We start from the raw sequence: 13,999 nt of genomic DNA, 5'->3' as shown, positions 1-13,999 counted from the left end.
CCGACCTCAACCACACCACCCGGATCGGGCCGACCATCGCCTCGACCTTCCCCGGCCACGCCCGGGGTGTCCGCACCGCCGCGGCGCCGGCGTGCGGGGGCCTCGCTCAGCCGGCGAGGGTCGTGTTCAGGGCGTCGAGGCCGTCGGCGTAGATGCCGGTGAACAGGTCGACGACCTGCTGCTCGGTGGCGTCGACCGGGTTGAAGCGGCCGGACCACTGGACCTCGGCGGCGTCGGGGCGGCCGGGGACGGCGTGGACGCGGATGGTGGAGACGTAGCCGTCGACCGGGAAGGGGGCCTGGAGGATGGCGTAGCTGTAGTGCCGTTCGGTCTCGTTGAAGTCGACGAGGCGCTCGACGATGACCTCGCCCTCGGGGTTCTTCAGGCTGCGGACGCGGCCGCCCTCGGAGGCGACGCTCTCGGGGATGTAGGGCAGCCAGTCGGGCAGGGCGTCGAAGCCGCCGACGAGGGCCCAGACCTTCTCGGGGGTGGCGGGGACGATGCGGCTGACGGTGGTGGAGGCCATGGTCGTTTCTCCTGTGCTACTGCGGTGAGGGTGGTGTGCGGGGGCGGTACGGGCGGTCAGGCGCCGGCGGGCAGCGGGGCGGCCGGGCTGACGAGGCCGGCGGCGCGCAGCTCCTGCCAGAACGCGGCGGGGACGCTCTCGTTCAGGGCGGCGATGTCCTCGGCGATGCGGCTGGGCCTGGTGGCGCCGGGGACGGCGGCGGCGGCCACCGGGTGGGCGAGGGAGAACTGGAGGGCGGCGGCCTTGATGGAGACGCCGTGCTTGGCGGTCAGGGCCTTGAGGCGGGCGACCTTGTCCAGGATGTGCTGCGGGGCGGCCTGGTACTCGAAGTGGGCGCCGCCGGCCAGGACGCCGGAGCTGTAGGGGCCGCCGACGACCATGTCGACGCCCTGCTCCTGGGCCATGGGCAGCAGGCGCTGGAGGGCGTGGTCGTGGTCGAGGAGGGTGTAGCGGCCGGCGAGCAGGAAGCCGTCGGGCCGCGGCTCGTCGAGGGCGAGGGTGAGCTCGATCGGCTCGGTCTTGTTGACGCCCAGGCCCCAGGCCTTGATGACGCCCTCCTCGCGCAGGCGGGACAGGACGCGGAAGGCGCCGGTGCGGGCCTCCTCGAACTTGCTCAGCCACTGGTCGCCGTGGAAGTCCTGCGCGATGTCGTGGACCCAGACGATGTCCAGGCGGTCGGTGCCCAGGCGCTTGAGGCTGTCCTCGATGGAGCGCTCGGTGGCCTCGGCGGTCCACTCGTGGACGATCTTGTTGGGGTTGCCGTGCTCGAAGAGGCCGCCCTTCTCGCCGAGGTCGCGGGCGCCCTCCTCCAGCTCGTCGAGGATGACGCGGCCGACCTTGGTGGACAGCACGTACTCGTCGCGCGGCTTGGCGGACAGCACCTCGCCCAGGCGGGTCTCGGACAGGCCCGCGCCGTAGAACGGGGCGGTGTCGAAGTAGCGCACGCCCTGCTCCCAGGCGGCCTCGACGGTGGCGGCGGCCTCCGTGTCGGGGATCGCGCGGAACATGTTGCCCAGGGGGGCGGTGCCGAAGCCGAGCTTGCCGGGGAGGATGTTCTTGAGGGACATGTCAGTGCCTTTGCGGAGCGGGCGGGCGCCTGGGGGAAGGGGGCCCGCCGGGGGTTGCGCACCCACCGAGCGATTGGTGCATGCGCGCCTTACATGCAGGAACAATAGTTGCGTGCGCTGGGTAATGCAAGGGGTGGCCCGCCCGAACCCGCGGGCGGGCCACCGTCGGATCCGTGCCGCGCGGATCAGGAGGCGGTGAAGGAGACCTGGTCGACGGTCCAGAAGGCGCTGTTGGTGCCGGTGTAGCGGAACTGGAAGCGGGCGGTGGTGGCGCCGGCCGGGACGGTGACGGGGAGGTTCTCGACGGTGTTGAGGTCGCTGCGGTAGGACTTCACCAGCTGCGGGGCGCCGTTGTCGAAGACCACGTAGACGTCGCCGGTCTGCGGCCCGTCGACCTTGTAGTCCGTCGCGAAGGACAGCACGCCGCGGCTCGCGCCGGCCACCGGGTAGGCCGGGCCGACCAGGGTGGAGTCGAACTGGCCGGCGCCGTGCGCCTTGTCGTCCCACTCGTCGGAGTCGGCGACGGCGAACACGTTGCGGGCGCGCACGTTGGTCTCGCGGGACTGGGCGAGCTGGGCGGCGGTCCAGAACTCGTCGGTGGCGAAGGTCCAGCCGCGCCACTCGGTGACGCCGCCGGAGGGCATGCGGGAGTTGTCGATGCTCCAGCCGGCCGGCGGGGTGTGGGTCCAGCCCTTGACGCCGGCCGGGATGCCGCTCTCGTCGGCGCGGGCCTGCAGGCTCGGGCGCAGCGCGTCGAAGGCGTCGGGGACGATCTCGTCGATGGGGCGGCCGTCGAGCTTCCAGGCGGGGTCGACGGGGGCGCCCTCGTGCTTGAGGACGGTGGGGGCGATGTCGACGGGCTTGACGTCGTAGCGGTGCGAGCCGGGGGTGTAGCCGGCGCCGTCGGCGATCAGGAAGGTCTGGCGCTCGTTGGCGCTGTTGCCGCCGTGGCCGCCGGCGTCGGTGTGGCCGTGGTCGGTGGTGACGATGACCAGCCAGTCCTCGGAGGCGTACGCAGGGCGGGACTTGACGGCCTGGAGGACCTGGCCGACGAGGGTGTCGGCGCTGTGGAGGGCGGCCGCGTACTCGGGGCTGGTGCCGCCGTGGTTGTGGCCGGCCTCGTCGACCTGGTCGAAGTGGAGGAAGGTGGTGTCGGGGTTGCCGTGGGAGAGGAAGTCGACGGCGTCGGCGGCGGTCTTGGTGTCGTTCTCGCCCTCCTGGAGGCGCAGGTCGGCGCGGCCGTTGAAGACGTTGCCGGCGATGGGGTTCCAGGAGCCGATCACCAGGGTGGAGGTGGCGGGGTCGGCGTTCTCCAGGCGGGTGGCGAAGTCGGGGTAGAGGTCGAAGCGGGAGCCGGTGAAGGCGTTGTCCTTGACCTGGTGCTTGTCGGGCCACACGCCGGTGGCGATGGTCGACCAGCCGGGGCCGGAGAGGGTGGGGGCGAGCGGGTTGGCGTAGAGGTTGCTGGTGGCGGTCATGCCGTCGGCCATCAGGGCCTTGAGGGTGGGGGCGTCGGCGGTGAGCAGCTTGTCGTAGCGGGTGCCGTCGACGCCGATGACCAGGGTCTTGGCGCGCTTGGTGCCGTTCGGCAGGCCCCGGTACGGGCCGTCCGCCGCGGCGCCGGCCGTGGTGGCGGCGGTGGCGGAGGAGGCCGTGGCGGACAGCGGGATCAGCGCGGCGACGGTGGTGGCGACCGTGGCGGCGGCCAGGGCGGCGGTGCGGGCGGAGCGGGAGGTGGGGCGGGAGGTGGGGCGGGAGGTGCGCAACGGAGGACTCCCAACGGATCGTCAGTGCGGTGCGGTGGCACCGGGAGTGAGGATGGGTCGGGCGGGCGAGGGCGGCGCCTCGGCGAGTCCACGGTTGTATGAACAACCGCCGAAAATTCGGTCCAGACCCGTTACTCTTCCGTGATCATCGACCCTGTGGGCCGTACGGGCGCCCGCGGGGCCCGCGGGGCGGTCGATAGGCTTGGGCGGTGAGCCACCCCACCCCCCGGACCGTCCCCGAGCCCGCCCGCGCCGGTGTCCCCGAGCACGGCCGGGTGCCCAAGTACTACCTGGTCAAGGCCCGCCTGGAGGAGCTGATCGCCGAGCTGGGCGCGGGCGGGCGGCTGCCCACCGAGGCCGATCTGGCGCAGCGCCACGGCGTCGCCCGGGCCACCGTGCGCCAGGCGCTGCGCGATCTGCTGCTGGAGGGCCGGCTGCGCCGCCAGGGCCGGGGCACGGTGGTGGCCGGGCCGAAGATCGAGCAGCCGCTGTCCCTGAGCAGCTACACCGAGGGCGTCTCGCGCCAGGGCCTGCGCCCCGGGCGCACCCTGATCGCCCTGGACCGGCTGCCCGCCGACGCGGCGATGGCCCGGCTCCTGGAGGTCCCCGAGGGCGAGCCGCTGTGGCACCTGGAGCGGGTGCTGCGCGCGGACGAGGAGCGCGTGGGGCTGGAGTCCACGTACGTGCCCGTCGCCCGGGTGCCCGCGCTGGATCGGGACTTCGACCCCGAGGGGTCCTTCTACGGGTACCTGCGCGAGCAGGGGGTAGGCATCGGCGCCGCCGACGAGCGGATCGAGACGGTGCTGGCCACCCCGCGCGAGGCGCTGCTGGTCGGCACCCCGCCGGCGCTGCCGATGCTGCTGCTGCACCGCCGCAGTCTGGACGGCGCGGGGCGTCCGCTGGAGCAGGTGCGCACCCTCTACCGCGGCGACCGGTTCTGCTTCACCCTCGCCCTCGGCGCCCCGGACGCGGACCGGGCCGGGGGGAACTGACGCCGCCGCCCCCGGACCGGCCCCGGTCCCGGCCCGAGCCCGCCCCGGGCCTCCGCCCCGGGCCGCGCCCGGGGCCCCGGGCGGAGGCCGCCCGCCCCGACCTTGTAGGTTGCGGTGTCACCGAACGCAAGGTGCCGGTGACGCCGGGTGGGGAGGGGAGCCCGACCGGGCGGGAAGGGGACGGACCCCGGAAGGAAAGGGCGGACAGTGGCCACGAGCACGGAGAGCGTGTTCCGCAGCGACGGCGTACCCGTGAAGGAACGGTTCGACTGCTGGCGGGAGCTGGTCGGCCGCACCCGGGACAGCGAGGTGACCAGCGACCACCGCGACGACTTCCGGGCGGAGATGCGGCGCCTGGAGCTCGGGCCGGTGACCCTCCTGCGGACCTCCTTCCCGCCGACCCGCTTCCAGCGCACCGCGCGGCGGGTGCGCCGCTCGGACCTCGGGGTGTTCCACCTGACCCTGCTGCTCGACGGCGGCTTCGCCCTGACCCGCGACACCGGGCCCACCGAGACCTTCGTCCCCGGCAACCTCCACATGCTCGACAGCTCCCACCCGTTCGACCTGCGGGCCTTCGGCACCCGCGCCGGCCAGGCCCCGGCGGAGCGCCGGATCGAAGCCGTCGGCGTCGACTTCCCCACCGACCTGCTGCCGCTGCCGCCGCACCGGGTGCAGGAGCTGCTGGGCCGCGGCTTCTCCTCCCGGGAGGGCAGCTGCGCGCTGCTGGCGGACTTCCTCGTCGGCCTCGACCGGCAGGCCGCCGTCCTGGGCCCGGTCGAGACCCCGCGCCTGGGCGGCGTCGTGGTCGACCTGGTGGCCGCCTGGCTCGCCCGGGAGCTGGACGCCGAGGCCGCCGTGCCCGACGACACCCGCCGGCGGGCCCTGGTGGAGAACGTCCGGGCCTTCGTGGCGCGCAACCTGCACGACCCGGAGCTGACGCCCGCCGTGATCGCGGCCGCCCACCACATCTCCGTCAGCTACCTGCACCGCCTGTTCGGCCGGGAGTCCGGCGGCGAGACCGTCGCCGCCTTCGTCCGCCGCCGCCGGCTGGAGCGCGCCCACCGCGAGCTGGCCGACCCCGCGCTGCGCGACCTGCCCGTCCACGCCGTCGCCGCCCGCTGCGGCCTGCCCCGCGCCGCCGAGTTCAGCCGCGCCTTCAAGGCCGCGTACGGCCTCTCCCCCCGCGAGCACCGGCTGCGCTCCTCGTACCGGCAGGGCTGAGGGCGCGCGAACCCCGCACCGCGAGCACCCGGCGCGCAGGAACGGGCGGGAAGGCCCCACCTGTGCACGCAGTGCCAAGAACTGTCGACTCGGTGCCAACACGGCGGGGGCCTTCTCCTGACATCCTCCACGAGGGACACCGCGCAGCGGAACACTGATTCCGTTCCCGCGCCGGCGGTCCGGCACGCCACGGGGGAGCGCGCCGGACCGCCGGTCCCGTTCCCCGGGGCCGCGGCCGGCCGGCGGGCGGGCCGGAAAGGGCGGACTCCCCCGCGGCCGTCACGGGCGCGCGGTCGACCCGTCCTGCGTCCGTGTGTCCTCCCGCGTCCAGGCGCCGGCGCCGAGGCGTCCGGTGGTGCCGAGGTCGAGTTCCGGGACGACCGTCACGGGGGCCGCGCCGGGCGTGGCGCGCACCCGCACGTAGGGGGCGTTCTGCGGGGTGCCGGCCTCGGTGGTGTTGCGCCAGGCCAGGACGGCGCGGGCGCCCTCCCCCGGGCGCAGGTCGAAGGTCTGCGGCGGGTCGTCGGCGCCGGTGCCGGTGGCGATCTCGGCGCCGCCGCGCAGGATCCGCACCCCGTCGAGGGGCTGGTGGTCGACGTCGAGCGGCTGCACCTGCGGGTAGCCGTCGAGGACGACGGTGGCGGTGCCGCAGTTGCGCAGGTGCAGGCCGACCGCGCGCAGGCCCATCGCGGCGCTGCCCTCGTCGGCGTACAGCCGCAGGCCCGAGGGCGGGCAGGGGCCGCCGGCGCCGGGGGCCTCGGCGGTGGGCACGCTGCGGACCTTGAGGAGCTCCGGCTTGGGCGGGCGGATGCCGGGCCGGTTCGGGGTGGGCGCGCCGGGGCGGGAGCCCGACCCGGCGGCGCCGGGCCCGCCCAGCTCGATCCGCCCCTTCTCGGTGGCGCCGGGGGCGAGCGCGGTGACGGTGCGGGTGAGGTTCCCTCCCCCGCTCCCGGGGCCGCCGAACACCGCCGCTCCCCCGTCCGGGTCGGGCCCGTCGAACACCACGGTGTAGTCGTACGGCTCGGCGTGCGGGTTGGTGACCTCGTACGCGAAGCACGTCGGGCCGACGGCGGTGATCCGCGCCCCGCCCTGGGCGAGCTCGGCCGGCTGCGGCGCGCCGCCGGGCGCGGTGGGCAGCGCGGTCCCGCACGGGGCGGGGCTGCCGGAGGCGCCGCCCGCGCCGCCGGGAGCGCCGCCGGAGGCCGCGGTCGTCGCGGAGCCGCAGCCCGCGACCAGCAGCACGGCGGCGGTGGCGGCGGTGGCGGCCGTGAGGTGGCGGCCCGTCAGCGGCGGGCGGGGCGTGGAGGGCTGGCGCATCGGGCGAGTCGATCACGCCCGCCGCCGGACGGCAGTGAGCTGCGCCACTTCGTGGGCAACGGGCCTGCCACGGTCCACGCCCCGCCGGAAGCCGCTCCGGGCCGTTCCTCAGTCGTCGTCGCGGCTCTGGAAGTACCACTGCTGGGGCTTGGCCCCGGTGTAGTTGGCCAGCTTCACCGCGTCGCCGTCCTTGCCGCCGGTCAGGTACAGGGCCCTGCCGTCGCCGACCGCCGCGACCTTGAAGCGGCCCTGGTTCTCCAGCGACACGTCCCAGTCCGCGGGGTTGTCGCTCAGGATGGCGTTGTCGCCGTCGACGGCCAGGTACCGGCCCGTGCCGACGTTGCGGATGGTGTTGTACTCCCCGTTCTCCTCCACGTTCCAGTACTGGTTGTCGAGCTCGCGCTCCTTCTGCCCGACGACCTTGTCGCCCGAGGTGGGCGCGGTCAGGACCTGGGTGAGGTATCCGACGCACTTGATGCTGTAGATACCGGGCTTGATGTCCATGCGACCTCCATGGTCGGTTTATCGCGATTGGCGCCTGAATCCGGACATGATGTCCGGTGGTCACGATAGGCCAGGCAGATCACGTTCGACGGCTTACCGATACGCCATTGGAATTGCCCGCTCCGAAATGGATCGTGACCGAAGTGCTCCATTGCTGGTCACCGCAGGTGTACGTGCGCGAACGGAAGCCGCGACCACGCTCACCCGTTGCGGCGAGGCCGGGCGCGTCGGCCGTCGGCGGGCCATCGATCCCGGTCGCGCCGGAGACCACCCGAGCGGTGGAGCCCGGCGCGCAGCGCCCGCGGGCCCCCGCGAGACTGGGAGCGCGGTCGCCCCGCCACCTATCGGTCCGTACACGTCCGGCCCAGCGCCCCCCGCGCGGAGCCCCGGGGGGCCGGCGACCCCGACGCACCTCGCGACCGCCTCGACCTCCTTGGGAGTGAGCCCCCATGCGAACCTCTGCTTCTCCGCCCGGGGATCTGACGGCCGTCCGGGGCGGCCTCGTCTGGTTCCGTGACGACCCGTTCCTGACCTCCGACGAGGAGGCGCTCGTCCACGTGAAGGACGGGCTGCTGGTCTGCGAGAACGGGAAGATCGTCGCGGCCGGTCCCTACGGCGACCTCGTGCGCGACCTCCCGGACGACGTGAAGGTCGTGCAGTACCGCGACAAGCTGATCCTGCCCGGGCTCGTCAGCTGCCACGTCCATTACGTGCAGACCCGGATTATCGCCGCCTATGGAAAACAGCTGCTGGATTGGCTCGATCACCACATTTATCCGGAGGAGAAGCGTTTTTCCGATGCCGATTACGCCCGGGCCGTCGCCGCCCTGTTCTGTGACGAACTGCTGCGCAACGGCACGACGACGGCCATGGTCAACTGCGCCACCTACCCGCGGTCGGTCGACGCGCTGTTCGCGGAGAGCGTCGGCCGCGGGATGCGGCTCGCGGCCGGCAAGGTGCTGATGGACCGCGAGGCGCCGCCCGCCCTGCTCGACGCCTCCCCCCAGGTGGCCTACGAGCAGTCCGCGGAACTGATCGAACGGTGGCACGGGGTCGGCCGCAGCATCTACGCGGTCACCCCGCGGTTCGCGGTCGCCTGCACGCCCGAGATGCTGCGCACCGCCTCGAAGCTCTGGCGGGACCACCCCGGCACGCTCCTGCAGACCCACCTGGCGGAGAACAGGAACGAGGTGAAGAAGGTCCACCAGCTGTTCCCGAAGTGCAAGGACTACGTCGACGTCTACGAGCGGCACGGCCTGCTCGGCCCCGGTGCGGTCTTCGCGCACGCCGTGCACCTGTCCAAGCGCGAGTGGAAACGCCTGTACAGGACCGGCAGCGGCACCGCGCACTGCCCGACGTCGAACCTCTTCCTGGGCTCCGGCCTGTTCCGCATGAAGCGTGCGACCAATCCGCGCCGGCGGGCGCTGGTCGGACTGGGCTCCGACGTCGGCGGCGGCACCAGCCTCTCCCTGCTCCAGACCGCGAGCGAGGCGTACAAGGTCGGCGCCCTGCGCGGGTTCCCGATGAACGGGGTCAAGCTGTTCTACCTGGCGACCACCGGTTCGGCGGCGGCGATGCGCCTCGACCACCTCGTCGGATCGCTGGAACCGGGGCACGAGGCCGACTTCATCGTCCTCGACCCCACCGCCACCCCGCTGCTGGCCGCACGCACCTCCAACACCAAGACCATCCACGACCTCCTGTTCACCCTCGCGGTGATGGGGGACGACCGCACCGTCCTGGCCACCTACCTCAACGGCCGGCTCGCGCACGACCGGGACGATCCGTCGGCCCCCTCCCGTACCTGCCGGCCCGGACCGGCGGAGGTGAGGACGGGATGAGCACCAGCCTGAAGCAACTGCGGTGGGCCGCCTACGACACCGAATGGTCGAAGGACGCCGACGTCCCCTCCGCCTACTCGGCCTTCGCCCCCGCCATCGAGGCGTACAAGGGCCTGCTGTACTGCCTCCACCAGGACACGGCCAACAACACCGGCCTCTGGTGGAACATCTACGACAAGGAGACCGGGCTGTGGAGGGGCGAGGCGGGCGCCTACGACCCCAACGGGAAACGCCTGCGCACGTACGGCGCACCCGCGGTGACCCACGCCAACGACTACCTGTACTGCGTGAACCACGTCTCCAACGCCGACCCCGGCCTGTGGTGGTCCCGCTACAACACCGAGGTCTCCGGGACCAGATGGTCCGAGCAGAAACTGGTGGTGGACCCCGACGGACGCGACGTCCGGACGGCGGTTTCCCCCGCCGTCACCGTCTACGACGGCCTCCTCTACTGCGTGCACGAGAAGACCGGCCGCCTGCACTGGCTCACCCACGACACCGCCCGGCAGGCCTGGAGCTCCGACGAGCCCGTCCCCGGCGACGTCCCGGTCACGCGGGCGCCGGCCGTCGACCGGTTCAAGGACCTCCTGCACTGCGTGCACGACCGCGGCGGCGACGAACTGTACTGGATCACCTACGACAGCAAGACCCAGCAGTGGAGCGACGACCGGCTCATGGTGGACGAGGACGGGAAACCGGTCCTCACCCCGTACGCGCCCGCCGTCGCCCGGTACAACGACTACCTGTACTGCGTCTACTGCACGGACGAGGCATCCGAGTTCGGCAGCGGGCTCTGGTGGACCCGGCGGTACGACGTCGGCGGGCCCTGGAGCAGGCCGCAGCGCATCCCCTACGTCGTCTCCTCCCCCGGCGCCGACATCACGGCCTACCACGGCCCGCTGTACTGCGTGCACCGCGGCTGAGACGGACCGCCCGGAACCCCGGGCAGGTCGGCCCACGAAGAATCCACGAAGCCGGAGCCGGAGCCGGGACGGCACCCGTCCACCGGAGCGCCGGCCCACCGGAGGTGAACGAGAGTGAACGCCGTCAACAAGGAACTGCGATGGGTCGCCTACGACACGGACTGGTCGAAGGACCTGGAGATCCCCCTCGCCTTCTCGCCCTTCGCACCCGCCGTCGAGGCGTACAAGGGCCTGCTGTACTGCCTCCACCAGGACACCGTGAGCAACCCCGAACTGTGGTGGGACGTCCGCGACAAGGACACCGAGCAGTGGCGCGGCGACCAGGCCGTCGTCGACGTCGCCGGGAACCGCCTGCCCTGCTACGGCGCACCCGCGGTGACCCACGCCAACGACTTCCTCTACTGCGTGCACCACCGCGCCCAGGGCGACACCCGCCTGTGGTGGACCCGCTACAACACGGAGGGCTCCGAGGCCGGTTGGTCCGCCCAGCAACCGGTGAAGGACGACCGGGGAGACGAGGTCCGCTCAACGAACCCGGCCGCCGTCACCGTCTACGACGGCCTCCTCTACTGCGTGCACGACGACAACGGCAGCCTGCGGTGGATCACCTACGACACCGCCAAGGAGGCCTGGAGCATCGACCAGCCGGTCCCCGGCGGCATCCAGACGGCGCGGGCGCCCGCCGTCGACCGCTTCAAGGACCACCTGTACTGCGTGCACGACCGCGGCGGCGACGACCTGTACTGCATCACCTACGACAGCAAGACCCGCGAATGGGGCACCGACCAGCCCATGGTGGACGGGAGCGGGAAACCGATCCGCACCTCCTACGCCCCCGCCGTCACCCGGTACAACGACTACCTGTACTGCGTCTTCTACGTGGGCGAGGACACCGGCGGCCAGCTCTGGTGGACCCGGTACAACGTCGGCGGGCCCTGGAGCACCCCGAAGCGCATCCCCTACGTCATCTCCTCCCCCGGGGCCGACATCACGGCCTACGAAGGCCCGCTGTACTGCGCGCACCGGGGGTGAGCGCGAGATGAGGAGAACCGTCGACCGGGAACTGCGGTGGATCGTCCTCGAGAACGGCGGCTGGTCGCAGGACCGGCCGGTCCCCGGCGGCGCCTCCTCGCCCGCCGGCCCCGGCACCGAGGCGTACAAGGGCCTGCTGTACAGCCTCCGCGCGGGCGCCCCCGACCTGCCCGTCCTGTGGTACGACTTCCACGACAAGGACTACGCGCAGTGGTACGTCGACCGCGCCGCCAACAGCACCGACGGCAAGCACACCCACGCGTACGGCGCGCCCGCGGTGACGCACGCCAACGACTACCTGTACTGCGTGCACCACCGCACCCACGACGACCGCCGCCTGTGGTGGACCCGCTTCAACACCGAGGGCCCCGAGGCCGGTTGGTCCCCGCAGCGGCCGGTGACGGACCACCGCGGGGCCGAGGTCCGCTCCACGCACCCGGCCGCGGTCACCGTCTACGACGGCCTGCTCTACTGCGTGCACGTCCACGACGGCCTGCTGCTGTGGATCACCCACGACACCGCCACGAAGACCTGGGGCGTCCTCCAGGCGCACCCGGGCGACATCCGGTCCGTGCGGAGGGCCGCCGTCGACACGTTCAAGGACCACCTGTACTGCGTGCACGACCGCGGCGGCGACGACCTGTACTGGACCGTCTACGACAGCAAGACCCACACGTGGAGCTACGACCACCACCTCGTCGACTGGAACGGCAACCCCGTCCGCACCAAACACGCGCCCGCCCTCGCCCACTACAACGACTACCTGTACTGCGTCTACTACGCGGGCCAGGACTCCGGGAACGGCAGGCTCTGGTGGACCCGCTTCGACCGCGGCCCGGGCTGGAGCCCGCCGCAGGCGATCCCCGGCGCCGTCTCCTCCCCCGGCTTCGACATCGCGCCCTACGGAGGCGCCCTGTACTGCGTGCACCAGGCCTGAGCCGGGCCCGGCGGGTGCCCTGCGCGGGAAGTCGGCCCGTCCGACGTCCCGCGCAGCCGGAGTGCCGGGGTGCCGGGCCGCCGGGCGCTACAGCGCGGCCAGGACGCGGGCCCGCAGCGTCCCGTCGGCGATGCCCTCGACGGGCCGCCAGGCGTACCCGGTGACCTCGTCCGCCTGGAGGGCCACCGGATCGGTGCCGCCGGTCCGGAAGAGGAACCGCACGTCGATGTGCCGGTGCTCCGGCTCACCCTTCGCGGGGTTCGCCGGGATGGCGTGCACGTCGATGTGGACGGGCCCGTCGGCGGCGAGCCCCTCGACACGGACACCGGTCTCCTCGGCCAGCTCCCGCAGCGCCGCGCCGACCAGCGTGGTGTCCCCGGGCTCCAGGTGCCCGCCCGGGGTGAGCCACCTGTCCAGGGCGCGGTGGCGGACGAACAGCGCCTCCCGCCGGTCGTTGACCAGGACGGCCCCGGCGGTGACGTGGCCCCGGAACTCCTTCCGGCTCGTCAGGTCCGCGCCGTCGGCGAGCAGCCCCAACGGGACGGCGAGGCCCGCCGCGTCCTCGGGGAAGCGGCCGAGGTACGCCGCGAGCGTGGTGCTGATGTGGTCTGCCGTGATGGCCAAGGGAATCACCTGTTGTAGAAGTCGAGCCACGCGGCCGCGATGGCTCCGCGGGCCTTGCTGTCGACCTCATGCATACCCGCGTCAAGACCGCCGCTGCCGAGCATGTGGATGCCCGCGATGATCTCGGACTGCACGAGGAAGATGAACGGTCCAACGCTGGCACCATGAAGGAAGTTGACGGCGTTCCCGCCGTTCATCAGGTAGAAGTAGTGCCCGGTCGTCTCGTACCGTGTGACCGCCTCGCCGGCCTGGTGCCGGGTGTAGCAGTCCGGCAGACCGGCCAGCTCCAGCTCATCCTCCGAACTGGTGACCGTGGCCACGTAGGCACCATTCCTGAGATTGGGAAAGTCATCCCCTCGCAACGCCAGAGCACCCGTGGCGCACAGGACGACGCCCGCCGTGGAGATCGCCCGGTCACGGTCGCGGGCGACATTGAAGCCCTGCGAGAGCGCTTGTGCGCGCCGCACCGGGTCCACGTCGTACACCGTGACCCGAACGCCCTTGGCGTGCAGCAGCCGGGCGATAGAGCTGCCCAGCTTGCCGAAGCCGATGACCAGCGCCGGCCGGCCGGGGAGGATATCCCCGCGCCCGCGCATCAATGCCTCGGCCGAGAAGACCACGGACTGGCCGACGAGGAAGTCCTCCGGTTCCTTCAACGGACTCCGGGCGACCGAGACGACGGGGCACGGCAGCTTGCCATGCCCGGCGTACCGCTGGTGTCCGTTCTCGGTGTCCTCCACGACGCCCAGGACGATGCCCGAGAAACGCGCGCAGACCTCCGCCAGAGAGGGCACGAAGTACCCACCCACGTCGAGGAGAACGACTTCCTGACCAGCCGCCCGGGTCTCCAGATAGGTCACGGCGGAGTCAGGGTTTCCGAACAGTTCTCGAGACAACTCGTCCACGGCAAAGGTGCGTTCGATCTCGCGCCGTGCACCGGTGTCGATGCTCTTGGGCTTCGGCAGCACGGCTTTGAGGTCCGATGCGGCCGCGACGGCCTTCACGAACGACGGGCGTTCGGGAAGCAGGTGGGTGACAAGGACGGAGGCCGGCTTCTTCGCCGGGGTGAACTCCCGCACGATGCGGCCGAAGAACGTGTCCAGCCGCGCCCGATCGGATGTCTCCAACGTGATGCCCCTCTCGCGTGCCGCCTGGTCCGCTGCCGCGGACCTGGGGATTGGCCCGTCAGCAGGAAGGTAGGGAGCCAGTGGCACACGCCGCCATCGAGTTCCACGGGATTCCACACCGA

13 protein-coding genes are annotated in these 13,999 nt (G+C 72.5%); 6 read left to right on the top strand and 7 right to left on the bottom strand.

The window, feature by feature from the left end:
- Window positions 1-106: 106 nt before the first annotated feature.
- The 3 genes from ACWD4P_RS25370 to ACWD4P_RS25360 all read right to left on the bottom strand — a co-directional run bounded on the left by ACWD4P_RS25370 (window position 107) and on the right by ACWD4P_RS25360 (window position 3,359).
- Window positions 107-526, bottom strand: coding sequence for an SRPBCC family protein (locus ACWD4P_RS25370; RefSeq protein WP_449781150.1), 420 nt, complete (start codon window positions 524-526; stop codon window positions 107-109).
- Between the two features lie 56 nt (window positions 527-582).
- Entirely contained in the window at window positions 583-1,593 is a 1,011-nt protein-coding gene (locus ACWD4P_RS25365; protein ID WP_449781149.1) for an aldo/keto reductase, read from the bottom strand.
- Between the two features lie 185 nt (window positions 1,594-1,778).
- Window positions 1,779-3,359, bottom strand: a complete 1,581-nt coding sequence (locus tag ACWD4P_RS25360) for an alkaline phosphatase family protein (RefSeq protein WP_449781148.1) — start codon at window positions 3,357-3,359, stop codon at window positions 1,779-1,781.
- Window positions 3,360-3,568: 209 nt separating this feature from the next.
- Between ACWD4P_RS25360 and ACWD4P_RS25355 the strand changes: the two genes are divergently transcribed.
- Entirely contained in the window at window positions 3,569-4,351 is a 783-nt protein-coding gene (locus tag ACWD4P_RS25355) for a GntR family transcriptional regulator (protein ID WP_449781147.1), read from the top strand.
- 207 nt (window positions 4,352-4,558) lie between these two features.
- Window positions 4,559-5,572, top strand: coding sequence for a helix-turn-helix domain-containing protein (locus tag ACWD4P_RS25350; RefSeq protein ID WP_449781146.1), 1,014 nt, complete (start codon window positions 4,559-4,561; stop codon window positions 5,570-5,572).
- A gap of 279 nt (window positions 5,573-5,851) precedes the next feature.
- Here ACWD4P_RS25350 and ACWD4P_RS25345 read toward each other — a convergent pair whose 3' ends face one another.
- The gene (locus tag ACWD4P_RS25345; protein WP_449781145.1) at window positions 5,852-6,889 is read right to left on the bottom strand and encodes a DUF4232 domain-containing protein; all 1,038 of its coding nucleotides are present in this window, start codon (window positions 6,887-6,889) and stop codon (window positions 5,852-5,854) included.
- Window positions 6,890-6,997: 108 nt separating this feature from the next.
- Entirely contained in the window at window positions 6,998-7,393 is a 396-nt protein-coding gene (locus ACWD4P_RS25340; RefSeq protein WP_359824996.1) for an RICIN domain-containing protein, read from the bottom strand.
- Between the two features lie 449 nt (window positions 7,394-7,842).
- Between ACWD4P_RS25340 and guaD the strand changes: the two genes are divergently transcribed.
- The 4 genes from guaD to ACWD4P_RS25320 all read left to right on the top strand — a co-directional run bounded on the left by guaD (window position 7,843) and on the right by ACWD4P_RS25320 (window position 12,126).
- Entirely contained in the window at window positions 7,843-9,234 is a 1,392-nt protein-coding gene (gene guaD, locus ACWD4P_RS25335) for a guanine deaminase (protein ID WP_449781144.1), read from the top strand.
- Window positions 9,231-10,157, top strand: a complete 927-nt coding sequence (locus tag ACWD4P_RS25330) for a hypothetical protein (protein WP_449781143.1) — start codon at window positions 9,231-9,233, stop codon at window positions 10,155-10,157. The genes guaD and ACWD4P_RS25330 overlap by 4 nt, the downstream gene beginning before the upstream one ends.
- A gap of 114 nt (window positions 10,158-10,271) precedes the next feature.
- Window positions 10,272-11,189 carry a hypothetical protein gene (locus ACWD4P_RS25325; RefSeq protein WP_449781142.1) on the top strand — a complete coding sequence of 306 codons (918 nt, stop codon included), beginning with the start codon at window positions 10,272-10,274 and terminating at the stop codon, window positions 11,187-11,189.
- Between the two features lie 7 nt (window positions 11,190-11,196).
- Window positions 11,197-12,126, top strand: a complete 930-nt coding sequence (locus ACWD4P_RS25320; RefSeq protein WP_449781141.1) for a hypothetical protein — start codon at window positions 11,197-11,199, stop codon at window positions 12,124-12,126.
- An 87-nt stretch (window positions 12,127-12,213) separates the two neighbouring features.
- Here the strand turns inward: ACWD4P_RS25320 and ACWD4P_RS25315 are convergent, their stop codons facing one another.
- A complete protein-coding gene (locus ACWD4P_RS25315) occupies window positions 12,214-12,759 on the bottom strand; it encodes an NUDIX hydrolase (protein WP_449781140.1) in 546 nt (181 codons plus the stop codon).
- Window positions 12,756-13,877, bottom strand: a complete 1,122-nt coding sequence (locus ACWD4P_RS25310; protein ID WP_449781139.1) for an NAD(P)-binding domain-containing protein — start codon at window positions 13,875-13,877, stop codon at window positions 12,756-12,758. Before ACWD4P_RS25310 ends, ACWD4P_RS25315 begins: the two co-directional genes overlap by 4 nt.
- Window positions 13,878-13,999 lie beyond the last annotated feature (122 nt).

Source organism: Kitasatospora sp. NPDC002543 (genome assembly GCF_053594915.1).
Note: the sequence above shows the minus strand (reverse complement) of the source record. Positions and strands in the feature narration are given on the sequence as shown.

Bases quoted from the DNA above. Each gene is read 5' to 3' on its own strand.
- guaD (WP_449781144.1), top strand. From the start codon at position 7,843: ATGCGAACCTCTGCTTCTCCGCCCGGGGATCTGACGGCCGTCCGGGGC.
- ACWD4P_RS25370 (WP_449781150.1), bottom strand. From the start codon at position 526: ATGGCCTCCACCACCGTCAGCCGCATCGTCCCCGCCACCCCCGAGAAG.
- ACWD4P_RS25330 (WP_449781143.1), top strand. From the start codon at position 9,231: ATGAGCACCAGCCTGAAGCAACTGCGGTGGGCCGCCTACGACACCGAA.
- ACWD4P_RS25340 (WP_359824996.1), bottom strand. From the start codon at position 7,393: ATGGACATCAAGCCCGGTATCTACAGCATCAAGTGCGTCGGATACCTC.
- ACWD4P_RS25345 (WP_449781145.1), bottom strand. From the start codon at position 6,889: ATGCGCCAGCCCTCCACGCCCCGCCCGCCGCTGACGGGCCGCCACCTC.
- ACWD4P_RS25365 (WP_449781149.1), bottom strand. From the start codon at position 1,593: ATGTCCCTCAAGAACATCCTCCCCGGCAAGCTCGGCTTCGGCACCGCC.
- ACWD4P_RS25320 (WP_449781141.1), top strand. From the start codon at position 11,197: ATGAGGAGAACCGTCGACCGGGAACTGCGGTGGATCGTCCTCGAGAAC.